The sequence below is a fragment of the Pseudomonas sp. 273 genome, assembly GCF_029201425.1.
GTDB classification, from domain to species: Bacteria; Pseudomonadota; Gammaproteobacteria; order Pseudomonadales; family Pseudomonadaceae; genus Pseudomonas; species Pseudomonas delhiensis.
Map to the genome: position 1 here is coordinate 5187291 of NZ_CP116775.1, position 26585 is coordinate 5213875.

Sequence of the window (26585 nt, forward strand, 5' to 3'; positions counted from 1 at the left end):
CGGCGGCGACTCCACCCGGCCGCCGGGGGCGAACGGGCGTCGCTGAAAGCCGCGTGTTCCGTTACCATAGCCGGCTTTTTGCGGGAGGTGTCCATGGCGCAGTATCAACCGGGTCAACGCTGGATCAGCGACAGTGAAGCAGAATTGGGGCTGGGAACCATCCTGGCGCTCGACGGACGGCTGCTCACCGTGCTCTATCCGGCCACCGGGGATACCCGCCAGTACGCCGAGCGCAACGCCCCGCTGACCCGCGTGCGCTTCGCCCCGGGCGACGAGGTGACGCATTTCGAAGGCTGGAAGATGACCGTCCGCGAGGTCGAGGAGGTCGACGGCCTGCTGGTCTACCACGGCATCAACTCGCACAACGACGCCAAGGTCCTGCCGGAAACCCAGCTGTCCAACTTCATCCAGTTCCGCCTGGCCAGCGACCGCCTGTTCGCCGGGCAGATCGACCCCATGCCCTGGTTCGCCCTGCGCTACCACACCCTGGAGCACCGCACCCGCCTGCTGCAATCCTCGCTCTGGGGCCTGGGCGGCGCCCGCGCCCAGCCCATCGCGCACCAGCTGCACATCGCCCGCGAAGTCGCCGACCGCATCGCCCCGCGCGTACTGCTGGCCGACGAAGTGGGCCTGGGCAAGACCATCGAGGCCGGCCTGGTGATCCACCGCCAGCTGCTCTCCGGCCGCGCCAGCCGCGTGCTCATCCTGGTGCCGGAGAACCTGCAGCACCAGTGGCTGGTGGAAATGCGCCGGCGCTTCAACCTGGAAGTGGCGCTGTTCGACCGCGAGCGCTTCGCCGAGAGCGACGCCAGCAACCCCTTCGAGGACAGCCAGCTGGCCCTGGTGGCCCTGGAGTGGATCAAGCGCGACGAGCGCGCCCAGGACGCCCTGTGCGCCGCCGGCTGGGACCTGCTGGTGGTCGACGAGGCCCACCACCTGGTCTGGCACCCCGAGCAGGCCAGCCCCGAGTACCAGCTGGTGGAAACCCTGGCGCAGATCATCCCCGGCGTGCTGCTGCTCACCGCCACCCCGGAACAGCTCGGCCTGGACAGCCACTTCGCGCGCCTGCGCCTGCTCGACCCGGACCGCTTCCATGACCTGGAGGCCTTCCGCCAGGAAAGCAGCCAGTACCGCCCGGTGGCCGAGGCGGTGCAGGAACTGATCGACCACGGGCGCCTGTCGCCCACTGCCCGCGAGGCCATCCACGGCTTCCTCGGCGACGCCGGCAGCGACCTGCTCGGCGCGGTCGAAGGCGGTGACGAAGAAGCCCGCGCACGCCTGGTCCGCGAGCTGCTCGACCGCCACGGCACCGGCCGCGTGCTGTTCCGCAACACCCGCGCCGCGGTGCTCGGCTTCCCCGAGCGCCGGCTGCACCCCTACGCCCTGCCGAACCCGGTGGAGTACATGGAGCTGCCGATCGGCGAGCACCCGGACCTGTACCCGGAGGTGAGCTTCCAGGCGCAGCTCGATGACAGCACCGACGAGAACGCCCGCTGGTGGCGCTTCGACCCGCGCGTGGAATGGCTGATCGACACCCTGAAGATGCTCAAGCAGTTCAAGGTGCTGGTGATCTGCGCCCACGCCGAGACTGCGCTGGACCTGGAAGACGCCCTGCGCCTGCGCTCGGGCATCCCGGCCACGGTGTTCCACGAGGGCATGAGCATCCTCGAACGCGACCGCGCGGCGGCCTACTTCGCCGACGAGGAATTCGGCGCCCAGGTGCTGATCTGCTCGGAGATCGGCAGCGAAGGCCGCAACTTCCAGTTCGCCCACCACCTGGTGCTGTTCGACCTGCCGGCCCACCCGGACCAGTTGGAACAGCGCATCGGCCGCCTCGACCGGATCGGCCAGCAGCACACCATCCAGCTGCACGTGCCGCACCTGGAAGGCAGTCCGCAGGAACGCCTGTTCCAGTGGTACCACCAGGCGCTCAACGCCTTCCTCGCCACCTGCCCCACCGGCAACGCCCTGCAGCACCGCTTCGGCCCGCGCCTGGTGGAGCTGCTGGACGGCGGCGACGACGAAGCCTTCGCCGCCCTGCTCGAAGAAGGCCAGGCCGCGCGCCTGGCCCTGGAGGCGGAGATGCACAGCGGCCGCGACCGCCTGCTGGAGCTCAACTCCGGCGGTGCCGGCGAGGGCGAGGCGCTGGTGGAGGCCATCGAGGAGCAGGACGACGAATTCGCCCTGCCGATCTACATGGAGAAGCTGTTCGACACCTACGGCATCGACAGCGAGGACCACTCCGAGAACGCGCTGATCCTCAAGCCCAGCGAGAAGATGCTCGACGCCAGCTTCCCCCTGGGCGACGACGAGGGCGTGACCGTCACCTACGACCGCGCCCAGGCCCTGGTCCGCGAGGACATGCAGTTCCTCACCTGGGAACACCCCATGGTCCAGGGCGGCATGGACCTGGTGCTGTCCGGCTCGCTGGGCAACACCTCGGTGGCGATCATCAAGAACAAGGCGCTCAAGCCCGGTACCGTGCTGCTGGAGATGCTCTTCGTCAGCGAGGCGGTGGCCCCGCGCAAGCTGCAGCTGGGCCGCTTCCTGCCGCCGGTGGCGCTGCGCTGCCTGCTCGACGCCAACGGCAACGACCTGGCCGCCCGGGTGGCCTTCGAGACGCTGCACGAGCAGTTGGAAAGCGTACCGCGCGCCAGCGCCAACAAGTTCGTCCAGGCCCAGCGCGACGTGCTGGCCAAGCAGTTCTCCGCCGGCGAGGCCAAGGTCGCCCCGCGCCACGCCGAACGCGTGGAGAAGGCCCGCCAGCAACTGGTGGCTAGCCTCGACGAGGAACTGGCGCGCCTGACCGCGCTCAAGCAGGTCAACCCCAGCGTGCGCGACAGCGAGCTGGAAGCCCTGCGCACCCAGCGCGACGAGAGCCTGGCCCTGCTGGACAAGGCCTCGCTGCGCCTGGAGGCGATCCGCGTGCTGGTCGCCGGCTGATCCGCGCCACGCCGAAAAGGCCGCCCCGGGAAACCGCGGCGGCCTTTTTCATGCCCGCCCAATTGGCGTCACCCCGTAGGAGCGGACTCCGTCCGCGATTTCGCGGGCAGGGCCCGCTCCTACAGGTTGCAGGGAAGCACGGTATGCCTCCCCCGTAGGAGCGGACCTTGTCCGCGATAGCCGGACGATCCGGCGCGATTCGCGGATGAGATCCGCTCCTACGCTGCCCCACTCACGCCATTCCCATGTAGGAGCGCGCCCTGCGCGCGAAATCGCGGGCAGGGCCCGCTCCTACAGCTCAGGCATTCCCCTCCCCACCACCGGCATATCCGCCCCCACCGTCTACTATTGACGCTGCGCAAGGGAATCCACCCCGGGGAGAGCTAGAGTTTTCCCACCAAGCCACTCATTGAGGGATACATCATGTACGAGCGCATTCTGGTAGCAGTGGACGGCAGCCCGGTTTCGGACCGCGCACTGGGCGAGGCGGTCAAGCTGGCCCAGCTGACCGGCGGCGAGCTGCGCGTCATCACCATCGTCGACAGCCCGCTGCGCCATCTGCCCGACTATGCCGTCTACTACAACCCCGAGCCGCTGCGCGAAGCCGCGCTGAAGGCCGCCGACGACGTGCTGGCCAAGGCCCGCGAGCTGGTGGGCGACAAGGTCAAGGTGAAGTTCGACCGGGTCTGCCAGGAGCGCGCCAGCGAGGAAGTCGCCGAGCGCATCGAGCTCGAGGCCGAGGACGCCAAGTCCGATCTGATCGTCATGGGCACCCATGGCCGCCGCGGCGTACGCCGGCTGATGCTGGGCAGCGTGGCCGAGGGCCTGCTGCGCGTCAGCAACCGCCCGGTGCTGCTGGTTCGCGACAAGTAAGTCCAACCCCAATGAAAAAGGCCGTGCGGGGCGCCTCGCACGGCCTTTTTTCGCCTGCCCCACCCTGTAGGAGCGAGCTTGCTCGCGAACGAGCCCCGCTGCGGACTCTGTTCGCGAGCAAGCTCGCTCCTACGAAAGCATCGGCGTCATTCACCCGCCGCCACCGCATTGCCGCGGCAGGAGTGGAAGATATCCAGGCCGGGCTGGTACAGGCTGGTGCGCACGTCCATCAGGCCGAGCACCGAGTGGAACAGGTTGTCATGGCTCAGGCCCTGCTCGTCGCGCTTGCCGGCCAGGCAGCCACGGTCGATGCCCAGGTCGCGCAGGGTCGAGGGGCCGAACCACATCACCATGGGCACGTGGGTCTGCGCCGCCGGGGCGATGGCGTAGGGCGCGGCGTGCAGGTACACGCCGTTCTCGCCCAGCGACTCGCCGTGGTCGGAGACGTAGAGCATCGAGGTGTCGTACCTGTCGCTGTTCTTGTTCAGCAGCTCGATGACCTTCGCCAGGAAGAAGTCGGTGTAGAGGATGGTGTTGTCGTAGACGTTCACCAGCTCGTCCTTCGAGCAGCTACCCAGCTGGTTGGTGCGGCACACCGGCTTGAAGCGCTCCATGTCCGCCGGGTAGCGGTCGTAGTACTCCGGGCCGTGGCTGCCGTCGGCGTGCAGGACGATGATGGCGTTGTCCTTCAGGCCGTCGATGTACGCCTGCAGGTCCTGCAGCAGGGCCTCGTCCAGGCAGCGGTTGCCGTCGCAGAACGGGCCGGGCTGGTTCTTCGGGATGTCGCGGTGCGGCACGCGCAGGCAGGTGCCCTTGCAGTCGCTGTTGTTGTCCAGCCAGAGCACCTGCAGGCCGGCGCGCTGCAGCACGTCCAGCAGGCTCTCGTAGGTCTTGCCCTTCTTGTCGCTGTAGTCCTCGCGGGGGAATTTGGAGAACATGCAGGGCACCGACACCGCGGTGGAGGTACCGCAGGAGTGCACCTGGGTGAAGTTGAGGATGTCCAGCTTCGCCAGTTCCGGGTTGGTCTGCCGGGCGTAGCCGTTGAGGGAGAAGTGGTCGGCCCGCGCGGTCTCGCCGACCACGAAGACGAACAGCGACTTCTTCGCCCGCTGCGAGGCCTTGGCGCCCTGCACCGCGTCCTCGCCGACCTTCTGCACCACCAGCTCGGCCTTCTTGATGCCCAGGCGCTGCTTGCCGTATTTGCTCACGGCATAGATGTAGTTGGTCGGGTTGATGAAGTGGGTCAGCTTGTCTTCCTCGCGGAAGATGGGCGCATAGGTGGAATAGAAGCCGCCCACCATGACCGCCACCGCGGCCACGCAGGCGAACACCACCAGCACCTTGTTCAGCAGCCCGCGCAGGAAGGGCTTGTAGGCCACCGGCAGCGCCCAGACCAGCGCCGACGGCAACGCCCCGAGCAGCAGCAGGTAGGCCACCAGCCGGCCGCTGAACAGCGCCTCGGCCTCGCCCGGGTTGGTCTCGAAGACGTTCTGCACCATCACCGTGTCGATGGTGATGCCATAGCTGTTCATGAAATAGGCGGCCGCCGCCGAGCACAACGCCACCAGGGTCAGCGCCGGCTTGAGCAGCGGGCGGAAGGACACCAGGGTCAGCAGCAGGGTGAAGGCGGCCCAGAGGAAGACGCCGAAGGACGCGAAGAAGGCGATGCGGTACGCCCCCTGCAACGGCACCAGGCCGTCCAGCGCCTTCCAGGTGGCTAGGTTGTAGAACAGCACCAGGGCCAGGGAAAACAGCAGCACCAGGCGGTTGGAGCTGATCGTGGGTAGCAGGCGACGGTTGCCCTCGGACATCGAGGCACTCCTTGACGGTACAGCGGAAAACGGAAAAGCCCGCCGTCCCCGGCGGGCGGGCCGAATCTACTGATCAGTTAGTCAAAAAAGTGTCAAATTCGCCACTGAATCGATACAACGTTTGTCGGCTCAGGCCGATCGCAGCTGCTCCCGCCAGACCGGCAGCCAGCCCAGGCCGGCGGCGGTGACGCCCTGCGGACGGTATTCGGCGCCCAGCCAGCCGTCGTAGCCCTGGGCCCGCAGCGCCGCCAGCGCCGGCGCGAAGTCCAGTTCGCCGCTGCCCGGCTCGCCGCGCCCCGGGGCGTCGGCGAACTGCACGTGGCCGATGTGCCCTTGCAGCTGGCGCACGCATTCCGCCAGGTCCAGGCCCATGCGCGCCATGTGGTAGAAGTCCAGCTGCGCCGCCAGGTTCGGGTGGCCGACGCGCGCCAGCATGTCCAGCTGGTGCTGCGGGGTGTTGAGCAGGAAGCCGGGCATGTCGTGCAGGTTGATCGCCTCCATCAGCAGCGGGATGCCGCGGCCGGCGAAGGCCTCGGCGGCCTGCCCCAGGTGTTCGGCGAGCAGCGCCAGCGCCTGCTCGCGTTCGACGCCCTCGGCCAGGCGCCCGGCCAGCACGTTGATCTTCTGCGGGCGCAGCACCTCGGCGTAGTCCAGGGCCTGGCGCAGCCCGGCGGCGAACTGCGCCTCGCGCCCCGGCACCGCGGCCACCCCGGCGCCGCCCTGCATCAGGTCGCCGGCCGGCAGGTTGAACAGCACCAGCGGCAGGCCGCTGCGCTGCAGCTCGGCCTGCAGTGCCTCGGCCGGCACCTCGTAGGGAAACTGGACCTCCACCCCGGCGAAGCCGGCCTCGGCGGCGGCGCGCACGCGCTCCAGCAGCGGCAGCTCGGTGAACAGCAGGGACAGGTTGGCGCAGATCGGCATGGCGGCGTCCTCAATCGCGGGGTTGGCGGTACTGCTCGACCAGGGTGGCCGGGTCGTGCTCCAGGTGGCCCTGGCTGCCGTGCAGGCGCATCAGTTGCGCGGCCAGGCCGCTCATGGGCGTGGCCGAGCCCTGTTCGCGAGACAGCTTCACCGCGGTATCCAGGTCCTTGAGCAGGGTGCGCACGTGCCACTTGATGGGCTCGAAGCGGCTCTCGGCCATCTGCGGGGCGAGGATCTGCAAGGGCCTGGAGTCGGCGAAGCCGCCGGCCAGGGCCGGGGCGATCAGGCTGGCGTCGACCCCGGCGCTCTCCGCCAGGGCCACCACTTCGGCGATCACCAGGGCGTTGCAGGCGACGATCATCTGGTTGCACACCTTGGTCACCTGGCCGGCGCCGACCTCGCCCATGCGCGTCAGGCGCTGGCCGAGGTGGGCGAGGACGGGGCGGATGCGCTCGATGTCGTCCACCCGGCCGCCGGCCATGATCGCCAGGGTGCCGGCCTCGGCGCCCGGCGTGCCGCCGGAAACCGGCGCGTCGACCCAGCGCATGCCGCTGCGCGCCTCCAGCTCGGCGGCCATCTCGCGGGTGGCGGCCGGCTCCAGGCTGGAGAAGTCCACCAGCAGTTGGCCGGGCTTCGCCCCTTCGACGATGCCGCCGGGGCCGAACACCACCTCGCGCACGGCGGCGGTGTCGGCCAGACACAGCATGACGATCTCGGCTTCCGCGCACAGCTCGGCAGGGCTGGCCACTGCGTGGGCCCCCTCCCCGGCCAGCAGCTCGCGCTTGGCGGCGGAGCGGTTCCACACGCTCAGCGGGTAGCCGGCGGCGAGCAGCCGGCGGCTCATGGGCACGCCCATCAGGCCGAGGCCGGCGAAGGCGATGGAGGGCAAGGCAGACATGGACGACTCCTGTCGGGCAAAATGGCGGGCACGGGGGCGGCCATCTTACCGCCCACCAGCGCCTTCGCCGAGCCTGCGAGCCCGCCGCCGTGGTCATTTCCACGCGCACCGGCAGACCGCCACTATACTTCCCAGGCTTTTTCCGCTATTGAACCGGAGACTGCTCCCATGCTGAAACGCACCCTGGCGCTCGCCGCCTGCTTTGCGCTGTCCCTTTCCGCCAGCCTCACCCAGGCCGACACCCTCAAGGAACTGAAGGTCTCGGCAATCCCCGACGAAGCCCCACCGAGCTGCTGCGCAAGTTCAAGCCGCTGGGCGAATACCTGCAGGAACGCCTGGGCATGCCGGTGAAGTTCATCCCGGTGTCCGACTACGCCGGGGTGGTCGAGGCGCTGGCCGCCGACCGCCTGGACATGGCCTGGCTGGGCGGCTTCACCTTCGTCCAGGCGCGCCTGAAGACCGGCAACGCCATCCCGTTGGTGCAGCGCGAGCAGGACCAGCAGTTCACCAGCAAATTCATCACCGCCGACGCCAGCGTGAAGTCGCTGCAGGACCTCAAGGGCAGGACCTTCGCCTTCGGCTCGGTGTCTTCCACCTCCGGCAGCCTGATGCCGCGCTACTTCATGCAGAAGGACGGCATAGTGCCCGAGCAGTTCTTCTCCCGCGTGGCCTACTCCGGCGCCCACGACGCCACCGTGGCCTGGGTCCAGGCCGGCAAGGTGGACGCCGGCGTGCTCAACGCCTCGGTCTGGCAGAAGCTGGTGGACGCCGGCAAGGTCGACACCGACAAGGTGAAGGTCTTCGCCACCACCCCGACCTACTACGACTACAACTGGACCGTGCGCGGCAATCTCGACCCGGCCCTGGCCAAGAAGATCAAGCAGGCCTTCCTCGACCTGGATCCGAGCAAGCCGCGCGACAAGGCCATCCTCGACCTGCAGGCGGCCAGCCGCTTCATCGAGACCAAGCCCGAGAACTACAAGGGCATCGAGGAGTCGGCCCGCGCCGCCGGCCTGTTGAAGTGAGCCTGCGCCTGACCGGCGTGGAGCACCTCCACGCCAATGGCCAGCGCGCCCTCGCCGGCATCGACCTGCGTGTCGAGGCCGGCGAGCGGGTGGCGATCATCGGCCCCTCGGGCGCCGGCAAGACCACCCTGCTGCGCGTGCTGGCCACCGCCCTGAAACCCAGCCACGGCGAGATCGAACTGCTCGGCAGCCAGCCCTGGCGCCTGGGCAGCCGGGCCCGCCAGCGCCTGCGCGCGCGCATCGGCCTGATCCACCAGGCGCCACCACTGCCACCGCGGCAGCGGGTGGTCAACGCCGTACTGGCCGGGCGCCTCGGCCAGTGGCCGCTGTGGAAGAGCCTGGCCAGCCTGGTCTACCCGCTGGACATCGACGGCGCCCTCGCCGCCCTGCAGCGCCTGGACCTGGGCGACAAGCTGTTCCAGCGCTGCGACCAGCTTTCCGGCGGCCAGCTGCAGCGTATCGGCATCGCCCGCGCGTTGTACCAGCAGCCGGAACTGCTGCTGGCCGACGAGCCGGTCTCGGCCATGGACCCGGTGCTCGCCGGACACACCCTCGCCCAGCTCAACCACGAAGCCGACGCCCGCGGCCTGACCCTGCTGGCCAGCCTGCACGCGGTGGAACTGGCCCTGGCGCACTTCCCGCGCATCGTCGGCCTGCGCGATGGCCGCATCGCCTTCGACAAGCCGTCCGCCAGCGTAAGCCCGGACGACCTGCGGCAGCTCTACGCCAACGAGCAGTTGAGCGTGGATGCCCCGGCGCCGGTCGAGCCGCTGCACGTGGTGCAGATCCCGCGATGCTGAAACCCCGCGACCCCGCCGCCCTGCCGCGGCTGCTGCTGACCCTGCTGGCCCTGGCCCTGCTGTGGCCCGGCGTGCGCCTGAGCGAGCTGGACATCCCCGGCCTGTTCACTGGCGACAACGCCCGCACCATGGCCGGCTTCCTCGCCGGCTTCTGGCCGCCGGCCCACGACGCCGAGTTCCTCGCCGTCCTCGGCCGCGCCACCCTGGAAACCCTGGCCATCGCCACCGCCGGCATGGCCCTGGCCTGGCTGATCGCCTTCCCCGCGGCCCTGCTGGCCACCCGCGCGCTGTCGCTGTCCGCCCTGCCCGCGGCGGCCTGCCGGCCTGGTGGGCGCGCGCCCTGCGCTGGCCGGTGCGGCTGCTGCTGATCGTGCTGCGCAGCATCCCGGAGATCGTCTGGGCGCTGCTGTTCGTCCGCGCCGTCGGCCTGGGCCCAACGGCGGGTGTCATGGCCATCGCCATCACCTACGGCGGCATGCTCGGCAAGGTCTACGCGGAAATCTTCGAGTCGGTGGACCCGCGCCCCACCCGCGCCCTGCTGCTGGGCGGCGGCTCGCGCCTGGGCGCCTTCGCCTACGGCCTGCTGCCCCAGGCGGCGAGCGAGATGATTTCCTACACCGTGTACCGCTGGGAATGCGCGATCCGCGCCTCGGTGGTCATGGGCTTCGTCGGCGCCGGCGGGCTCGGCCAGCAGGTCGACCTGTCGCTGCGCATGTTCGCCGGCGGCGAAGTGGCCAGCATCCTGCTGACCTTCCTGCTGCTGGTGCTGGGCGCCGACCAGCTCAGCCGCTTCCTGCGCCGGAGGCTGGAATGAACCGCGCCCGCGCAGGCCTGCTGCGCAGCCTGGGCTGGAGCCTGGCGATCCTGGTCGCGGTGGCGGCCTCCTTCATCTACCTGCAGATCGACAGCGAAGGCCTGCTCAGCGGCGAAGGCCTGCACCAGATGCTCGGCTACGCCCGCGACTTCTTCCCGCCGGACCTGTCCGCCACGCACCTGCGGGCGGTGGGCCGCGGCGCCCTGGAAACCCTCGCCATGTCGGCCCTGGGCACGCTGCTCGCGGCGCTGCTGGGCATGCTCTTCGCCCTGCCGGCCGCCGGCCGCTTCGGCGCCGCCGCGCAGAGCCTGGCGCGCTTCGTCCTCAACGCCCTGCGCGCGGTGCCGGAACTGGTGTGGGGCGCGCTGATGGTGCTGGCCGCCGGCCTGGGCCCGAACGCCGGCACCCTGGCCCTGGCCCTGCACACCGGCGGCGTGCTCGGCCGGCTGTTCGCCGAGGCCCTGGAAAACACCCCGGCGGAACCCGCCGAGGCCCTGCGCCTGGGCGGCAGCGGGCGGGTCGCGGCCTTCGCCTACGGCACCCTGCCGGCGGTCTGGCCACAACTGGTGGCCTACATCCTCTACCGCTGGGAGAACAACATCCGCATGGCCAGCGTGCTCGGCTTCGTCGGCGCCGGCGGCCTGGGGCAGATGCTCTACTTCAGCCTCAGCCTGTTCCAGCAGGCCCAGGCAGCCACGGTGATCCTCGCCATGCTGGTGCTGGTGCTGGGCGTCGACAGCCTCAGCGCCTGGGCGCGGCAGCGGTGGGTCAGCGCCTGAGCCGTGCCGGTGAATGGGTTTGTCGGTGGCATTGGCGTTGGGTTGACGCCGGTATAGTCCGGCGTCGCCAATGAGTCCAATCGCGGACGGAGTCCGCTCCTACAGGTTGCTGTGAGACATGGCATTCCCACCGAACTTTTCCGCGATAGCCGGAAATATCGGTGCGATTCGCGAATGAGACCCTACCCCGCCACCGCTGTCCCACCTGTAGGAGCGCGCCCTGCGCGCGATTCGCGGGCAGGGCCCGCTCCTACAATGGGGCGAGATGGGAGACGCGAATTTCGATCCAGTCACTCCCGCGAACGACGGAGCCCAGAAGACAGTTGCTTCTACGTTATTTTCTGTTCGCGCCGAGGTGCTCTTCGTAGGAGGACCCCGGCACACCAACTATCGAAGTGGCGCATCAGCGGGAGCGGTATTTCCAGAGCAGATACAGCAGATGGGCAATGCGTCTCACATATCGCATGGCGAACATGGCCAATAGCAGAGACACGGCAAAGGCCACGGTGGCATGGAGGTTCACGAAGCTCTCCATCCCATGCAGGCCCAGCGCACCGCTTGCCCAATCCAATGCCTTCACGGGCAACGGGCGATACAGGATGCCCCCACAAAGGGCGCGAAGAAATAAGTGAGACCTGCAGTAGCAGCGATATACAGAAGGACGAGAGCTGTCTTTTTCATCTTACCTGCAGCACGCCATAGGCACGACTTCCATCGGCAAGCACCATCGGCAAAGTACATTTCAAAGCCGCCGATAGCCAATCGAACTGAACCTGGTATTGCAACACCACACACCCCTTGCTAAGTGCGCCAGGGCCTATCGGATGCAATCTGAAATTGCCTCGACGGATGTGCCGGACAAACGTCCAGTCATCAATCACCTCGTCATCCCTGTAGAGCGAAAACCAGCGCTCCTGATCGACGCCGAATACACGGCTTGCCTTGTTGTATAGCCAGCCGAGACGTCCACCGGACTGGCGATCGAATATGTAGTAGCGCCCCCTGGGCAGAGGGCCTTCGTCCACCCGGGAAACGAATCTCGGGTCGTTGCGAGTCGCGCCGTCACCGGAAAAGGCCGGAAATCGCCCCACCCCACCACACTCCAGATCACTGAAGAACTTGCCATTGAGCTCGAACGAGCAATAAACGGGCATGCCTGCACCACCTGAGCAATCCATCCGCTCCCACTTCCGGAAAACCGCGGCGGTGGGAAGAGTGATGCCTAGGTTGGTCGTACAGACCTCAGGAAAGAATCGCCCGAATACGTCAAGGGATGTAGGAGCCTGCTGTTCCTTCAGGCGAAACGATCGTCACTTGGGTAGCCATCGCTGTCCGGAAATGAAGAAGCCCGGCACTGGCCATAATGCAAGGCTGCTGGGTTTCTCTCGTCCCTGAGACAGAAACCTCCGCTTCACACGCATGAAAAAGCCCGGCATCTGCCGGGCTTCTTCGTATCAGGGCTCACTCGTCGCCATGGATCACCTTGTCCAGGTCCACCGGGTCCCCCGGGTGGGTCCCCAGCTTGACGCGGATGTCCTCGAACATCGCGTCGTATTCCTTGTGGATGCGCACGATGGGCCCGAAGCGCGGATGCAGGCCATGCTTCTGGGCGATGCGGGTGGCGTCGCTGGCGAAGTTGAAGGCCTGGTCCTTGGGCATGTCGAACTCTTCCTTGAAGGCATTGCCGTCGATGCTGCCGTCCATGGTGAAGTGGACATAGGCGCCCTTCCCGGCGTCGTGGCGAATCTCGTAGTACAGGTTGATATCCAGCGCTTGCTGGTCAAGGCCCGGCAGGGCGTGGAGATGCAGGTGACCAGGCTCGAACATGACGTAACTCCTTGCAGTGGTCCCGCAAGTCTAGCTCGCCTGTGGGTAACGCAAGGGGCCCCGGATCAATGCAGGCGGTTTTTTTCCGCACGCTCCTGGACCAGCACCCAGGGCGCCACCACCACTGCCCACAACTGCGGGTCGCGCTCGAGGAAGTCGCGGGCGCGAGCCTCGTCGACCCTGGCCAGGCCGCCGTTGGCCAGCCAGGCGGCGACTTTCTGGCGGTCGTCTTCGGCCACGGCCTGCGCGGCCTCCACCAGGTCGACGGCCTCGGCCACCTGCAGCAGGGCGCCGCGGGCGAAGAACGGCTGCAGCTCCTGCCAGGAAATCATCGCGGTCTCGCCGAGCAGCTTGGCATAGAGGGTGCTAGTTTGTTCAGTCATGGTACTCACCGGGAAATCAGGCGGCGCCATGATACCGCCCGGCCGGCGCCAGGCAAGTTTCCCGGGAGCCGCGTGGGGGCGGATGGACCAAAGGAGGGGTACTGGCACAACGCCGTTTTTCTATACGTTTGTTTCGTCTTTGCGACATGGGTCGAAACGCCCCGCCGCCACCCGCTTTTCAAGCGGCGAAGCGGCACTCTACACTGTACCGGTACAGTTGCCGGCGGATTCCGCCCCGGGCGCAGAACCCGGCGAACCGCGGCCACGAACCACAAGAACGAAAACACAAGAATGAGTGGAGCATTATGAAAAAGGGTACTCAACGTCTTTCCCAACTGTTGACCGCCATGGCCCTGGCCGGCGTCGCCAGCTATTCGATGGCCGCCGATACCATCAAGATCGCCCTGGCCGGTCCGGTGACCGGCGCGGTCGCCCAGTACGGGGAGATGGAGTTCGTCGGCGCCAAGATGGCCATCGAGCAGATCAACAAGGCCGGCGGCGTCGACGGCAAGCAGCTCGAAGGCGTGGTCTACGATGACGCCTGCGATCCGAAGCAGGCCGTGGCGGTCGCCAACAAGATCGTCAACGATGGCGTCAAGTTCGTCGTCGGCCACCTGTGCTCCAGCTCCACTCAACCGGCATCGGACATCTACGAGGACGAAGGCGTCCTGATGATCTCCCCGGCCTCCACCAGCCCGGACATCACCAGCCGCGGCTACAAGCTGATCTTCCGCACCATCGGCCTGGACAACATGCAGGGCCCGACCGCCGGCAAGTTCATCGCCGAGCACGTCAAGCCGAAGATCGTCGCCGTCATCCACGACAAGCAGCAGTACGGCGAAGGCATCGCCACCGCGGTCAAGAAGACCCTGGAAAACGCCGGCGTGAAAGTCGCCGTCTTCGAAGGCATCAACGCCGGCGACAAGGACTTCTCCTCGCTGATCGCCAAGCTCAAGCAGGCCAACGTCGACTTCGTCTACTACGGCGGCTACCACCCGGAGCTGGGCCTGCTGCTGCGCCAGACCTCCGAGAAGGGCCTGAAGGTCGGCTTCATGGGTCCGGAAGGCGTCGGCAACAAGGAAATTTCCGCGATTGCCGGCCCGGCTTCCGAAGGCCTCTACGTGACCCTGCCGAAATCCTTCGACCAGGATCCGAAGAACCAGGCCCTGGTCGCCGCCTTCAAGGCCAAGAACCAGGACCCGAGCGGCCCGTTCGTGTTCCCGGCCTACGCCGCCGTGCAGGTCATCGCCGACAGCATCAAGAAAGCCGGCAGCGAGGACACCGACAAGGTCGCCGCCGCCCTGCGCGCCAATACCTTCGACACCCCCACCGGTGCCCTGGCCTTCGACGAGAAGGGCGACCTGAAGAACTTCAACTTCGTGGTCTACCAGTGGCACAAGGACGGCACCAAGACCGAAGTCAAATAAGGTCTGCCGCCTGAGTCCAGAGCCCACTGCACCAGCAGTGGGCTTTGTTTATTCCGCGTATTCCGGGGGTCCGTCGCGCCACAAGCGCCGCTTCACGCGACGCCCGAGGAGTTAGGTGATGCCTGAGCTCTATCACTACCTGCAACAGCTGATCAACGGCCTGACCGTTGGCAGCACCTATGCCCTGATCGCCATCGGCTACACCATGGTCTACGGCATCATCGGCATGATCAACTTCGCCCATGGCGAGGTCTACATGATCGGCTCGTACGTAGCCTTCATCGTGATCACCGGCCTGGCCATGATGGGGATCGTCAGCCTGCCGATCGTCATCTTCTGCACCTTCGCCGCCGCCATCATCGTCACCAGTGCCTACGGCTACAGCATCGAACGGATCGCCTACCGGCCGCTGCGCGGCAGCAACCGGCTGATCCCGCTGATCTCCGCCATCGGCATGTCGATCTTCCTGCAGAACGAGGTCCTGCTCGCCCAGGATTCCAAGGACAAGGCCATCCCCAACCTGCTGCCGGGCAACTTCGTCTTCGGCGGCGACGCCGGCGTGACCATCTCGTACATGCAGGTGCTGATCTTCATCGTCACCCTGCTGGCCATGTACGGCCTGAGCATGTTCATCTCCCGTTCCCGACTGGGCCGCGCCTGCCGCGCCTGCGCCGAGGACATCAAGATGGCCAACCTGCTGGGGATCAACACCAACAACATCATCGCCCTGACCTTCGTCATCGGCGCCACCCTGGCCGCCGTGGCCGCGGTGCTGCTGGGCCTGCAGTACGGCGTGATCAACCCGAACATCGGCTTCCTCGCCGGTATCAAGGCCTTCACCGCCGCGGTGCTCGGCGGCATCGGCAGCATCCCCGGCGCCATGCTCGGCGGCCTGGTGCTGGGCGTGGCCGAAGCCTTCGGCGCCGACGTGTTCGGCAACCAGTACAAGGACGTGGTGGCCTTCAGCCTGCTGGTCCTGGTGCTGCTGTTCCGCCCCACCGGTCTGCTCGGTCGTCCGGAGGTGGAGAAGGTATGAACAAACGACTCAAGACGGCCTTCTTCAGCGCCCTGCTGGTACTGGCGGTGGCCTACCCGATCCTCGGGGTGAAACTCAGCGTCATCGGCATCGGCCTGCAGCTGGAAGGCGTCAGCCCGGCCACCCTGTGGACCATCGCCGCGTGCGCCGTGGGCATGTTCGTCTGGCAACTGGTGCGCGACCGCTTCAGCCTCAGCCGCGGCCGTACCCTGCACCTGGGCGAGAACAACTTCCTGTATCGCTCCCTGACGCGGCCCTCGGTACAACGCCAGGTGATCGTCCTGATGATCCTGGTCGCCCTGGTCTGGCCCTTCTGGGGCTCGCGCGGCGCGGTGGACATCGCCACCCTGGTGCTGATCTACGTGCTGCTGGGCCTGGGCCTGAACATCGTGGTGGGCCTGGCCGGCCTGCTGGACCTGGGCTACGTCGGCTTCTACGCCGTGGGCGCCTACAGCTATGCCTTGCTCTCCCACTACTACGGCCTGGGCTTCTGGACCTGCCTGCCGATCGCCGGGGCGATGGCCGCGCTGTTCGGCTTCCTGCTCGGTTTCCCGGTGCTGCGCCTGCGCGGCGACTACCTGGCGATCGTGACCCTGGGCTTCGGCGAGATCATCCGCGTGCTGCTGCGCAACTTCACCGACCTCACCGGCGGCCCCAACGGCATCAGCGGCATCGAGAAGCCCTCCCTGCTCGGGCTGACCTTCGAGCGCCGCGCCCCCGAGGGCATGCAGACCTTCCACGAGTTCTTCGGCATCGCCTACAACTCGAACTACAAGGTCGTGTTCCTCTACCTGGTGGCGCTGCTGCTGGTGCTGCTGGTGCTGTTCGTCATCAACCGCCTGCTGCGCATGCCCCTGGGCCGTGCCTGGGAAGCGCTGCGCGAAGACGAGATCGCCTGCCGCGCGCTGGGCCTGAACCCGACCATGATCAAGCTCTCGGCCTTCACCCTGGGCGCCTGCTTCGCCGGTTTCGCCGGCAGCTTCTTCGCCGCGCGCCAGGGCCTGGTGACCCCGGAGTCGTTCACCTTCATCGAGTCGGCGACCATCCTCGCCATCGTCGTCCTCGGCGGCATGGGCTCGCAGCTGGGCGTGATCCTCGCCGCCGTGGTGATGATCCTGCTGCCCGAGCTGATGCGCGAGTTCAGCGAATACCGCATGTTGATGTTCGGCGCCATCATGGTGCTGATGATGATCTGGCGTCCGCAGGGCCTGCTGCCGATGCAGCGCCCGCACCTGGAGTTGCGTAAATGAGTCGACCGATTCTTGAAGTATCCGGCCTGACCATGCGCTTCGGTGGCCTGCTGGCCGTCAACGGCGTCGCGCTCAAGGTCGAGGAAAAGCAGGTGGTCTCGATGATCGGCCCCAACGGCGCCGGCAAGACCACCGTGTTCAACTGCCTGACCGGCTTCTACCAGCCCACCGGTGGCCAGATCCTGCTGCGCGGCGAGCCCATCCAGGGCCTGCCGGGGCACAAGATCGCCCACCGCGGCGTGGTGCGGACCTTCCAGAACGTCCGCCTGTTCAAGGAAATGACCGCGGTGGAGAACCTGCTGGTCGCCCAGCACCGGCACATCAACACCAACTTCTTCGCCGGCCTGCTGAAGACCCCGGCGTTCCGCCGTGCCGAGGCCGAGGCGCTGGACTATGCGGCGCACTGGCTGGAAGTGGTCAACCTGAAGGACGTGGCCAACCGCCCGGCCGGCACCCTGGCCTACGGCCAGCAGCGCCGCCTGGAAATCGCCCGCTGCATGATGACGCGCCCGCAACTGCTGATGCTCGACGAGCCAGCGGCTGGCCTCAACCCGCGCGAGACCGAGGACCTCAAGGCGCTGATCGCCATGCTGCGCGCCGAGCACGGCGTGACCGTGCTGCTGATCGAGCACGACATGAAGCTGGTGATGAGCATTTCCGACCACATCTACGTGATCAACCAGGGCACGCCCCTGGCCGACGGTACCCCGGAGCAGATCCGCGACAACCCGGACGTGATCAAAGCCTATCTGGGGGAGGCCTGAGCCATGCTGAAGTTCGACAAGGTCTCCACCTTCTACGGCAAGATCCAGGCCCTGCACGAGGTCAGCCTGGAGGTGCAGCAGGGCGAGATCGTCACCCTGATCGGCGCCAACGGCGCCGGCAAGTCGACCCTGCTGATGACCCTCTGCGGCTCGCCGCGGGCGGCCTCCGGCAGCATCAAGTACCTCGGCGAGGAACTGGTCGGCCAGGAATCCTCGCACATCATGCGCAAGAGCATCGCGGTGGTCCCCGAAGGCCGCCGGGTGTTCGCCCGCCTGACCGTCGAGGAAAACCTGGCCATGGGCGGCTTCTTCACCAGCAAGGGCGACTACCAGGAGCAGATGGAGCGCGTCCTGGGGCTGTTCCCGCGCCTGAAGGAGCGCTTCAGCCAGCGCGGCGGCACCATGTCCGGCGGCGAGCAGCAGATGCTCGCCATCGGCCGCGCGCTGATGAGCAAGCCCAAGCTGCTGCTGCTCGACGAGCCGTCCCTGGGCCTGGCGCCGATCATCATCCAGCAGATCTTCGACATCATCGAACAGCTGCGCAGCGAAGGCGTGACAGTCTTCCTCGTCGAGCAGAACGCCAACCAGGCGCTACGGCTCGCCGACCGCGGCTACGTGCTGGAGAACGGCCGGATCGTGATGCAGGACACCGGCGCCAACCTGCTGGTCAACCCCAAGGTACGCGACGCCTACCTGGGCGGTTGAGCCCCTGGCGGTAATGCAAAACGGCCCTTCGGGGCCGTTTTTCTTTGCGCGCCGGCCTGGCAACAGCGAGCTTGCCCGCGGACCGGAAATCCATCATGAGGAAACCTGGCTTTGCAGTCCCTCCCCTGTTTCGACAACCGCGCAGGGGACAGAAATGGCGTCAGCCCAAGGCTCCGCAATTGCCGGAAAACACCGTTCGCGAGCAAGCTCGCTCCTACATCCAGCGGCCCGCATTCTTCCTAGCCTGGAACCTCCCACTCAAGGAGGCCAAACATGGAAAGAGGCACCGTATTGCAGAACGACCGCAGCCTGGCCGCAGGCCGCCCCCGCCTGCTCACCCACGCGGGGGCGAGCAGGGGCAACGGTTTCGATGCGGCGAGTCTCAACACCGACTTGTGGCGTAACTCGCACTGGACTAGACTAACCGAACTTAGTCCATCGAGCCCCGCCATGCAAACCGTCAACATCCACGAAGCCAAGACCCATCTGTCCCGGCTCGTAGAGCAGGCCGCCAAAGGCGAATCCTTCGTGATAGCCAAGGCAGGCAAGCCCATGGTCAAGGTCGTTCCGCTGGACGCGCCGGACGCGGGTCAATCGAAGCGACTGGGCTTCATGGCCGGCCAATTCAGCGTCCCGGACGATTTCGAGCGCATGGGCCAGGCTGAAATCGAGCAGCTTTTCGGCAACGACGCATGAAACTGCTGCTGGATACCCATCTGCTGCTGTGGGCAGCCAGCGAGCCGGAGCGCCTGTCGGGGGAAACCCGCGCCTTGATCGAGGCGCCGGAGAACGAACTGTTCTTCAGCCCGGCCAGCCTGTGGGAAATAGCCATAAAACGGGGCCTGGGCCGCAATGACTTCCAGGTGGACCCACGGCTCCTGCGCAGGGGCCTGCTGGACAACGGCTATGGCGAACTGCCCATTGGCAGCGGGCATGCAGTGGAAACCGACAGCCTGCCGTCGATCCACAAGGACCCGTTCGACCGCATCCTGGTCGCCCAGGCCATGGTCGAAGGCATCACCCTGCTGACATCCGATGCCCTGGTTGCGCAGTATCCCGGCCCGGTTCGAAAGGTCTGACAGCAAGAAGAACCCACTGCTTTCTTCAACGCCTCGAGCGACCCCTTCGGGGGTCGTTTTTCTTTGCTCAGGAAACCTGGCTCGCCCGCGCCTCGTCCCCTTCCCGCTGGGCAAGAAACTCCAGCATCTTCTGGCTGCCATCGGTGAGGTCGGCACAGATGGCCGCGCGGGCCGCGGCGCCATCGCCCTTGCGCAGGGCATGCAGCACTTCCCAGTGGTGCTCCACCGCCATGCGCTCGTTGAAGCTGCCGTAGGTCCGCGCGATCAGCGGCCCGGTGCGCATCCACAGGCTGTCGAGGAAGCCCTTGAGCAGCGGCATGCCGGCGATCTCGGCGAGGGCGAAGTGGAAGGCCTGGTTGAGCTTGAGCGCTGCCACCAGGTCGTCGGCATGGATGGCCGCGAGGTTGTCGCGGATGTTCTTCTCCAGCATCGCCAGTTGCTCGGGCGTGACGCGACCGGCCGCGGTCTCGGCGGCCAGGCCCTCCAGGGCCAGGCGGATGCTGCGGATTTCCAGGTACTGCTCGCGGCTCAGCACCGGCACGCGGATGTCCCGCGGCGTGCGGAGCACCAGCGCCTGCTCCTTGGCCAGTTGCAGGATGGCGTCGCGCACCGGCGTCACGCTGGTGCCCAGTTGCTGCGCCAGGTCGCGGATGCGCAGGCGGTCGTCGGGCTGGAAGCGCCCGGTGATCAGTGCCTCGCGCAGCAACGCGTAGACGCCGCTGCCCAGGTAGGCATGGTTGAGGCCGTCGATGGGATAGTTCATGGCTTCCTCGTGGGTCCGGGCGCGATGATGCGGTGCTGGCCGGCGAATTGCCAGCCACCCGCTCAGACGTGCTGGCCGCCGTTGACGTGGATCTCCGCGCCGTTCACGTAGGACGCCCCCTGGGTGCAGAGGAAGTGGATCAGCGAGGCCACCTCCTCCGGCTTGCCCAGGCGGTGCATGGGAATGTCGCGCTCGACGATCAGTTCGGTGCCCGAGGACAGGATCGAGGTATCGATCTCCCCCGGCGCGATGGCGTTCACCCGCACGCCATGGCGGCCGAAGTCGTAGGCCATCTCGCGGGTCAGCGCCGCCAGCGCCGCCTTGGACGAGGCATAGGCCACGCCGGCGAAAGGGTGCACCCGGGAGCCGGCGATGGAAGTGACGTTGATGATGCTGCCCTGGGCCGCCTTCAGTTCCTCGAACAGCCCGCGGGCCAGCAGCGCGGTGGAGAACAGGTTGACGTTGAACACCTTCAGCCAGGTGCCGTAGTCGCTTTCCAGCACGCCCATGCGCTGCCCCTCCGGGCCCTTGGGCGAGATGCCGGCGTTGTTCACCAGGGCGTCCAGGCGCCCGCCGAGCTTCTCGCGGATCGCCGGCAGCGTGGCCTCGACGCTGGCGATGTCCTCCAGGTCCAGGTGGATGTGGTTGAGCAGCCCCTCGGCCCAGGGGCATTCGGCCACCCAGTCCTGGCGCGAAGCGGTGAACACCCGCCAGCCGGCGGCATTGAAGTGCTTCACGGTGGCGTGGCCGATGCCGCGGCTGGCGCCGGTGAGCAGCAGGGTCCTGGGTTCGCTCATGCAGGTATCCGTCCGTTTCGGGCTCGAGGGAGTAGGCTGAATCATGGCTCAAACGATGTGCATTGAAAATATGATGCATCATATTTTATTTGTGATCTAATGGCCGCCAGCACAACCCAGAACGACAAGAACCGGAGTCCAAGCGCATGCCGCTGACCGCCCTCGCCCACGATCCCCTGCTGGAAGCCGCGCCCGCCCAGGTCACCGCGGAACAGGCCGCGGCCATCGCCCGCGACCTCTTCGGCCTGCAGGGCCCGCTGCAACGCCTGGCCGGCGAGCGCGACCTGAACTTCCAGGTCGGCGCCCACGACAGCGCCAGCCGCCTGCTCAAGCTGTCCCACCCGCTGGAGGACCCGCAGGTGGTGGACTTCCAGAACCGCGCCCTGCTGCGGGTGCAGCAGGCCGACCCGAACCTGCCGGTGCAGCGCGTCTACCCGGCCCTCGACGGCCAGTACCAGACCTGGGTGGAAGTGGACGGCCAGCGCATGCTGGCGCGGTTGATGTCCTTCGTCGAAGGCCTGCCGCTGCACCGCGTCCCGCAGCGCTCGCCGGCCCTGCGGCGCAACCTGGGCGAAGCCCTGGCGCGCCTGGACCTGGCCCTGCACGGCTACAAGCACCCTGCCTCCGGCCACGAGTTGCTCTGGGACCTGCAGCACGCCCAGCGCCTGCGCCCGCTGCTGCGCCACATCGAGGAAGCCAGCCTGCGCGAGCTGGTCGAGCGCGCCCTGGACAACTTCGAGGAACACGCCCTGCCGCGCCTGCCGACACTGCGTGCCCAGGTGATCCACAACGACCTCAACCCGCACAACGTGATAGTCGACGCCGCGCACCCCGAGCGGCTGTGCAACATCCTCGACTTCGGCGACATGGTCCACGCCCCGCTGGTCAACGACCTCGGCGTGGCCGCCGCCTACCAGTTGGGCAGCGAGGGCGACGTGCTCGCCCCGGCCCTGGAATTCATCGCCGCCTACCACGCCCGCAACCCGCTGCAGGAAGCCGAGCTGGACATCCTCTGCGACCTCATGGCCACCCGCCTGGTGCTCACCCTGGGCATCACCGCCTGGCGCGCCAGCCTGCACCCGGAGAACCGCGACTACATCCTGCGCAACGCCCGCCAGGCCCGCGCCAGCCTGCAGGGCCTGGCCGGGCTGTCCCGATCCGAGGCGCGCGAGCGCATCGCCCGCGCCTGCCACGAGGAGTCCCCCGCATGACCATGACCAACGGCTACAGCCCGGCCGACGCCGAGCGCCTGAGCGACAAGGAACGCAGCCTGATCGAGCGCCGCGAGCGCCTGCTCGGCCCGGCCTACCGGCTGTTCTACGAACGCCCGCTGCACACTGTGCGCGGCGAGGATGTGTGGCTCTATGACGAGCAGGGCCGGCAGTACCTGGACGCCTACAACAACGTCGCCTCGGTCGGCCATTGCCACCCGCGGGTGGTCGAGGCCGTCGCCCGCCAGGCGGCGGTGCTGAACACCCACACCCGCTACCTGCAGGAAGGCATCCTCGACTACGCCGAGGACCTGCTCGGCACCTTCCCCGCCGACCTGTCCCAGGTGATGTTCACCTGCACCGGCAGCGAGGCCAACGACCTGGCCCTGCGCATCGCCCGCCACCACACCGGCGGCAGCGGGGTGATCGTCACCCGCTTCGCCTACCACGGCGTCACCGGTGACATCTCCGAACTCTCGCCGGCGCTGGGCAGCGGCATCACCCTGCCCGCCCATGCGCGCACCGTGCGCGCACCGGACGCCTACCGCCTGGGCGCGGAGAACATCGCCCGCCTGCTCGCCGAGGACGTGCGCGCCGCCATCGCCGACCTGCGCGCCCACGGCATCAAGCCCGCCGCGCTGCTGGTGGACGGCATCTTCGCCAGCGACGGCGTGTTCGCCGGCCCCGCGGGCCTCCTCGCCGAAGCCGTGGCCGTGGCCCGCGCCGAGGGCCTGCTGTACATCGCCGACGAAGTGCAATCCGGCTTCGCCCGCACCGGCGAGCACATGTGGGGCTTCCAGCGCCATGGCGTGCAGCCGGACCTGGTCACCCTGGGCAAGCCCATGGGCAACGGCCAGCCCATCGCCGGCGTGGTGGCGCGCCCGCAGGTGCTGGAGAGCTTCGGCCGCAGCGTGCGCTACTTCAACACCTTCGGCGGCAACCCGGTGAGCTGCGCCGCCGGCCAGGCAGTGCTCGACGTGATCCGCGACGAAGGCCTGCAGCAACGCTCGGAACGGCTCGGCAGCTACCTGCGCGAAGGCTTCCAGCGCCTGGCCCAGCGCCACGAGCTGATCGGCGACGTGCGCGGCGCCGGCCTGTTCCTCGGCGTCGAGCTGGTCGCCGACCGCGCAACCAAGGCCCCGGCCGCCGCCCAGACGCGCCGGGTGGTCAACGCCATGCGCGAGCGCGGCGTGCTGATCAGCGCCGCCGGCCCGCAGGAGAACATCCTCAAGATCCGCCCGCTGCTGGCCTTCCAGCAGGAGCACGCCGACCTGCTGATCGAGACGCTGGACGCGGCCCTGGGCGAGGTCACCGGCTGAGCGGGGCGCACCGCTACAGGTGCACCCCGACGTTGATCATCCCGGCCGAGTTGCCCAGCATCACGAACTCGCTGGCGAAGCGGCCGACCTGCGCGCCGACCGAGGGAATGACGGCCGGCGCCACGCCGTAGCGGTTCAGCGGGATCTTGTCGCGGTACTCGCCGTGGTAGCCCTGCAGCGCGCCGCCGGTGACCTTGAAGTAGAACGGCGAGTCGTCCAGGTCGAAGCGCTTGCCGGCGTATGCATAGTTGGAGCGCTGGCGGAACGAGTTGCGGAAGGTCGCCCCGCCCCACACCCAGCCGTCGGCGCGGTTGCGCTCCAGGCCGACCAGGTTCTGGTGGTTGTTGTGTTCCGGGTCGTGGTTCCAGTGCCGGGTGATGACGCTGGTCTGCAGGTACCAGGAGTCACCCTCGCCCGCCCAGGCGAGGGGCGCCAGCAGCAGCGCGACGAGCGCGATGATCGGCTTCCTCATGACTATGCCTCAGAGCGTGACGCGGCTGGCGCCGTTGACGCTCATGACGCGCACGCGGTCGCCGACGCGGAACACCTGCGCAGGGTCCACGGCCTGCACGTAGGCGCGGGAGATGCCGTCGTCCTCGCGGACCACGATTTCCACGCCCTGGGTGCGGGTGACGCCCTCCTCGATGGCCGAGCCGGCGGCGCCGCCGGCCACCCCGCCGAGGATGGTGGCGATGGCCGCGCCACGGCCACCCCCGATGCCACTGCCGGCGATGCCGCCGACGGCGGCGCCGGCCAGGGTGCCGATCGGCGTCTTGGTGCCTTCGATCCGCACCGCCCGCAGCGACTCCACGGTGCCCATGCGCACGGTCTGCACCGCGCGGGCGTCGGCGCGGGAATAGCTGCTGCCGGACAGGTCGGAGGCACAGCCGGAAAGCGCCAGGGCACTGCCGACGAAGGCGGCCAGCAGCAGGGAGCGGGGGCTTTTCAGGGTCGAAGCTTTCATGGACGGAGACTCGCGGAGGGTTGCCAAGGGAATGGGCAAAGCCTATCGACCACCCCCTGAACCTCTCCTGAACCCCGTCTGAACCTTCGCTGAACGAAACTGAACGAAGCTGAACGGCGCCGGTTTCAGCCCTGCAAGCGCAGCAGGCGCTGGCGCGCGCGCTCGAACCAGGCCAGCAGGTAGTCCACCAGCAGCTGCGTGCGCCGTGGCAACCCACCCTGGTACGGATGCACCAGGAACACCGGCGTGCTGCGCGTCTGGTAGTCGCACAGCAGCCAGCGCAGGCGGCCGTCGGCCAATTCGTCCTGGAGCATGTAGGACGGCAGCCGGGCGACGCCGACGCCGGCCAGCGCGGCCTTCTTCAGCAGGGTGTAGTGGTTGCTCGCCAGCCCACCGCCGACCTCCACGCGGAACAGCTCGTGCTCGCGCTGGTACAGCCACTGGTCGGGGTCCGGGTAGTGGGTGTTGAGCAGGCAGTTGTGCCGCGCCAGCTCGGCCGGGCTGCGCGGTTCGCCGTGGGCGGCAAGATAGTCCGGCGTGGCGCAGGTCAGCTCCTGCAGGGCGAACAGTGGGCGCGCCACCAGGCGCTCGTCGCCGGCAAGGCCGGAGCGGATAGCCAGGTCGAAGCCCTCGGCCACCAGGTCACGGCGCTCGTTGGCCAGGTCCAGCTCCAGGCGGATGCCCGGGTGGCTGCTGGAGAACTCCACCAACCAGGCATCGAAGAAAGTCTCGCCCAGGGACACCGGCACGCTCATGCGCACCGTGCCGCGCGCTTCCTCCTGCAGCCGCGCCACCGCCTGCCGCGCCCGCGCCGCCTGGGCGTTGAGCGCCTGGGCCTCGGGCAGCAGGGCCTGGCCGGCGGCGGTCAGCGCCAGGCGCCTCGTGGTGCGGTGCAGCAGGGTCACGCCCAGGGCCTGCTCCAGGGCGCTGATGCGCTTGGACAACTGCCCCTTGCTGCACCCCAAACGCTCGGCGGCGCGGGTGAAGCTGCCGCATTCCAGCAGCACGGCGAAAGCCGAGAGGTCTTCCAGCTCGCCCATGATTGTTTCCCCACGAAAACGGAAGGTTGCCGATTGGCCTGGTTATCCAAACAAAATACGTCCCTAGACTGGCTCCGTCACCCACCCGTTCCCGGAGTCAGCATGAAGATCATCCTCGTCGGCGCCAGCGGTACCCTCGGCCAGGCCGTGGCCAGCGAACTGGGCCAGCGCCATGAGATCGTCCGCGTCGGCCGCAGCAGCGGCGACCTGCGCGTGGACATCACCGACAGCGCCTCGATCCGCGCCCTGTTCGAGCAGGTCGGCCCCTTCGACGCCCTGGTCAGCGCCGCCGGCAAGGTGCACTTCGCCCCCCTCGCCGAGATGGGCGAGGCCGAGTACGCCGTCGGCCTGCGGGACAAGCTGATGGGCCAGGTCAACCTGGTGCTGATCGGCAGCCGCTACGCCAACGACGGTGCCTCCTTCACCCTGACCACCGGCATCCTCAGCGAGGAGCCGATCCGCCAGGGCAGCTCGGCCACGATGGTCAATGCGGCGGTGGAAGGCTTCGTGCGCAGCGCCGCCATCGAACTGCCCCGCGGGCAGCGGATCAACGCGGTGAGCCCGAACGTGCTGGTGGAGTCCATGGAGGGCTACGGGCCCTTCTTCCGCGGCTTCAAGCCGGTGCCGGCGGCGGACGCGGCGCTGGGCTTCGCGCGGAGTGTGGAGGGGGCGGAGACGGGGCGGGTTTACAAGGTTTGGTGAGCGACGGGGGCGGCTGGCTTTTCGTAGGAGCGAGCTTGCTCGCGAACGGAATCCTACCGGGTAGCATCGGTGCGCATTCTCAAGAGCGCCCTCTCCCTAACCCTCTCCCTGAAGGGAGAGGGGACCGTTGGGCAGGGCTGGATGTTCTGGCGTTAGCCGGCAACACCACAGGTTTCCAGCTGAAACCATTCCTTTTCTCAGCACGGACAAGCCCCTCTCCCTTCAGGGAGAGGGGACCGTTGGGCAGGGCTGGATGTTCTGGCGTTAGCCGGCAACACCGCAGGTTTCCAGCTGAAACCATTCCTTTTCTCAGCACGGACAAGCCCCCTCTCCCTTCAGGGAGAGGGGGCCGTTGGGCAGGGCTGGATGTTCTGGCGTTAGCCGGCAACACCGCAGGTTTCCAGCTGAAACCATTCCTTTTCTCAGCACGGACAAGCCCCCTCTCCCTTCAGGG

General features: G+C 67.7%; 25 protein-coding genes and 2 pseudogenes. 16 read left to right on the forward strand and 11 right to left on the reverse strand.

Translation table 11 applies throughout. From position 1 onward, the window contains the following. Positions 1-87: 87 nt before the first annotated feature. Both rapA and PKO50_RS23610 read left to right on the forward strand, forming a co-directional pair. A complete protein-coding gene (gene rapA, locus PKO50_RS23605) occupies positions 88-2943 on the forward strand; it encodes an RNA polymerase-associated protein RapA (RefSeq protein WP_275627378.1) in 2856 nt (951 codons plus the stop codon). 423 nt (positions 2944-3366) lie between these two features. Beyond that, complete coding sequence (locus PKO50_RS23610; protein WP_109936539.1) at positions 3367-3816, forward strand: universal stress protein; 450 nt, start codon at positions 3367-3369, stop codon at positions 3814-3816. 146 nt (positions 3817-3962) lie between these two features. Here the strand turns inward: PKO50_RS23610 and PKO50_RS23615 are convergent, their stop codons facing one another. The 3 genes from PKO50_RS23615 to PKO50_RS23625 all read right to left on the reverse strand — a co-directional run bounded on the left by PKO50_RS23615 (position 3963) and on the right by PKO50_RS23625 (position 7446). Then, on the reverse strand, positions 3963-5627 hold the full coding sequence (locus PKO50_RS23615) for a phosphoethanolamine--lipid A transferase (protein WP_275627379.1): 1665 nt from the start codon (positions 5625-5627) through the stop codon (positions 3963-3965). Positions 5628-5756: 129 nt separating this feature from the next. After that, entirely contained in the window at positions 5757-6548 is a 792-nt protein-coding gene (locus PKO50_RS23620) for a TIM barrel protein (RefSeq protein ID WP_275627380.1), read from the reverse strand. Between the two features lie 10 nt (positions 6549-6558). Next, complete coding sequence (locus PKO50_RS23625; protein ID WP_109936536.1) at positions 6559-7446, reverse strand: NAD(P)-dependent oxidoreductase; 888 nt, start codon at positions 7444-7446, stop codon at positions 6559-6561. A 168-nt stretch (positions 7447-7614) separates the two neighbouring features. On the opposite strand from PKO50_RS23625, the pseudogene PKO50_RS23630 reads away from it, so the two are divergent. The 4 genes and pseudogenes from PKO50_RS23630 (at position 7615) to phnE (ending at position 10864) form a co-directional block, all read left to right on the forward strand. Then, positions 7615-8471 (forward strand): annotated as a pseudogene (locus PKO50_RS23630) (putative selenate ABC transporter substrate-binding protein). Next, a complete protein-coding gene (locus PKO50_RS23635; protein WP_275627381.1) occupies positions 8468-9271 on the forward strand; it encodes a phosphonate ABC transporter ATP-binding protein in 804 nt (267 codons plus the stop codon). The pseudogene PKO50_RS23630 and the gene PKO50_RS23635 overlap by 4 nt, the downstream one beginning before the upstream one ends. Next, positions 9265-10085, forward strand: a pseudogene (locus tag PKO50_RS23640) (ABC transporter permease). Before PKO50_RS23635 ends, PKO50_RS23640 begins: the two are co-directional and overlap by 7 nt. Further along, the gene (gene phnE / locus PKO50_RS23645) at positions 10082-10864 is read left to right on the forward strand and encodes a phosphonate ABC transporter, permease protein PhnE (RefSeq protein WP_275627382.1); all 783 of its coding nucleotides are present in this window, start codon (positions 10082-10084) and stop codon (positions 10862-10864) included. Before PKO50_RS23640 ends, phnE begins: the two are co-directional and overlap by 4 nt. Before the next feature lie 677 nt (positions 10865-11541). Here the strand turns inward: phnE and PKO50_RS23650 are convergent. The 3 genes from PKO50_RS23650 to PKO50_RS23660 all read right to left on the reverse strand — a co-directional run bounded on the left by PKO50_RS23650 (position 11542) and on the right by PKO50_RS23660 (position 13074). Further along, positions 11542-12018, reverse strand: coding sequence for a DUF2778 domain-containing protein (locus PKO50_RS23650; RefSeq protein ID WP_275627383.1), 477 nt, complete (start codon positions 12016-12018; stop codon positions 11542-11544). Positions 12019-12325: 307 nt separating this feature from the next. Further along, positions 12326-12691, reverse strand: coding sequence for a DUF5064 family protein (locus tag PKO50_RS23655; RefSeq protein ID WP_109936529.1), 366 nt, complete (start codon positions 12689-12691; stop codon positions 12326-12328). Between the two features lie 65 nt (positions 12692-12756). Next, positions 12757-13074 carry a DUF2288 domain-containing protein gene (locus tag PKO50_RS23660; protein ID WP_275627384.1) on the reverse strand — a complete coding sequence of 106 codons (318 nt, stop codon included), beginning with the start codon at positions 13072-13074 and terminating at the stop codon, positions 12757-12759. Positions 13075-13379: 305 nt separating this feature from the next. On the opposite strand from PKO50_RS23660, the gene PKO50_RS23665 reads away from it, so the two are divergent. The 7 genes from PKO50_RS23665 to PKO50_RS23695 all read left to right on the forward strand — a co-directional run bounded on the left by PKO50_RS23665 (position 13380) and on the right by PKO50_RS23695 (position 19335). Continuing rightward, positions 13380-14501, forward strand: a complete 1122-nt coding sequence (locus tag PKO50_RS23665) for a branched-chain amino acid ABC transporter substrate-binding protein (protein ID WP_109936527.1) — start codon at positions 13380-13382, stop codon at positions 14499-14501. 118 nt (positions 14502-14619) lie between these two features. Continuing rightward, positions 14620-15537: a high-affinity branched-chain amino acid ABC transporter permease LivH gene (gene livH, locus PKO50_RS23670; protein ID WP_109936526.1), complete on the forward strand. Its 918-nt coding sequence runs from the start codon at positions 14620-14622 to the stop codon at positions 15535-15537. Beyond that, a complete protein-coding gene (locus tag PKO50_RS23675; protein ID WP_109936525.1) occupies positions 15534-16787 on the forward strand; it encodes a high-affinity branched-chain amino acid ABC transporter permease LivM in 1254 nt (417 codons plus the stop codon). Before livH ends, PKO50_RS23675 begins: the two co-directional genes overlap by 4 nt. Continuing rightward, a complete protein-coding gene (gene livG, locus PKO50_RS23680; RefSeq protein ID WP_109936524.1) occupies positions 16784-17551 on the forward strand; it encodes a high-affinity branched-chain amino acid ABC transporter ATP-binding protein LivG in 768 nt (255 codons plus the stop codon). Before PKO50_RS23675 ends, livG begins: the two co-directional genes overlap by 4 nt. Before the next feature lie 3 nt (positions 17552-17554). Next, on the forward strand, positions 17555-18256 hold the full coding sequence (locus PKO50_RS23685; RefSeq protein ID WP_109936523.1) for an ATP-binding cassette domain-containing protein: 702 nt from the start codon (positions 17555-17557) through the stop codon (positions 18254-18256). 273 nt (positions 18257-18529) lie between these two features. Next, the gene (locus PKO50_RS23690) at positions 18530-18952 is read left to right on the forward strand and encodes a type II toxin-antitoxin system prevent-host-death family antitoxin (RefSeq protein WP_256595979.1); all 423 of its coding nucleotides are present in this window, start codon (positions 18530-18532) and stop codon (positions 18950-18952) included. After that, a complete protein-coding gene (locus tag PKO50_RS23695) occupies positions 18949-19335 on the forward strand; it encodes a type II toxin-antitoxin system VapC family toxin (protein ID WP_109936521.1) in 387 nt (128 codons plus the stop codon). The genes PKO50_RS23690 and PKO50_RS23695 overlap by 4 nt, the downstream gene beginning before the upstream one ends. A gap of 67 nt (positions 19336-19402) precedes the next feature. Here the strand turns inward: PKO50_RS23695 and PKO50_RS23700 are convergent, their stop codons facing one another. Beyond that, positions 19403-20098: a GntR family transcriptional regulator gene (locus PKO50_RS23700; RefSeq protein ID WP_275627385.1), complete on the reverse strand. Its 696-nt coding sequence runs from the start codon at positions 20096-20098 to the stop codon at positions 19403-19405. Positions 20099-20160: 62 nt separating this feature from the next. Further along, entirely contained in the window at positions 20161-20895 is a 735-nt protein-coding gene (locus PKO50_RS23705; RefSeq protein WP_089394399.1) for an SDR family oxidoreductase, read from the reverse strand. A 146-nt stretch (positions 20896-21041) separates the two neighbouring features. Here PKO50_RS23705 and PKO50_RS23710 point away from each other — a divergent pair, with 146 nt between their 5' ends. Both PKO50_RS23710 and PKO50_RS23715 read left to right on the forward strand, forming a co-directional pair. Continuing rightward, positions 21042-22106 (forward strand): phosphotransferase, encoded by a 1065-nt coding sequence (locus PKO50_RS23710; protein ID WP_275627386.1) that lies wholly within the window; start codon positions 21042-21044, stop codon positions 22104-22106. Then, the gene (locus tag PKO50_RS23715; protein WP_275627387.1) at positions 22103-23425 is read left to right on the forward strand and encodes an aminotransferase class III-fold pyridoxal phosphate-dependent enzyme; all 1323 of its coding nucleotides are present in this window, start codon (positions 22103-22105) and stop codon (positions 23423-23425) included. The genes PKO50_RS23710 and PKO50_RS23715 overlap by 4 nt, the downstream gene beginning before the upstream one ends. A gap of 13 nt (positions 23426-23438) precedes the next feature. On the opposite strand, the gene PKO50_RS23720 is transcribed toward PKO50_RS23715, so the two are convergent. From PKO50_RS23720 to PKO50_RS23730, 3 genes are all read right to left on the reverse strand, one after another. Further along, positions 23439-23897, reverse strand: a complete 459-nt coding sequence (locus tag PKO50_RS23720; protein WP_275627388.1) for a sn-glycerol-3-phosphate transporter — start codon at positions 23895-23897, stop codon at positions 23439-23441. Positions 23898-23906: 9 nt separating this feature from the next. Continuing rightward, positions 23907-24389, reverse strand: coding sequence for a glycine zipper 2TM domain-containing protein (locus tag PKO50_RS23725; protein ID WP_275627389.1), 483 nt, complete (start codon positions 24387-24389; stop codon positions 23907-23909). Between the two features lie 125 nt (positions 24390-24514). Continuing rightward, the gene (locus PKO50_RS23730; protein WP_275627390.1) at positions 24515-25429 is read right to left on the reverse strand and encodes a LysR family transcriptional regulator; all 915 of its coding nucleotides are present in this window, start codon (positions 25427-25429) and stop codon (positions 24515-24517) included. 102 nt (positions 25430-25531) lie between these two features. Between PKO50_RS23730 and PKO50_RS23735 the strand changes: the two genes are divergently transcribed. Then, positions 25532-26131 carry a short chain dehydrogenase gene (locus tag PKO50_RS23735; RefSeq protein ID WP_275627391.1) on the forward strand — a complete coding sequence of 200 codons (600 nt, stop codon included), beginning with the start codon at positions 25532-25534 and terminating at the stop codon, positions 26129-26131. The last annotated feature ends 454 nt before the right edge of the window (positions 26132-26585 follow it).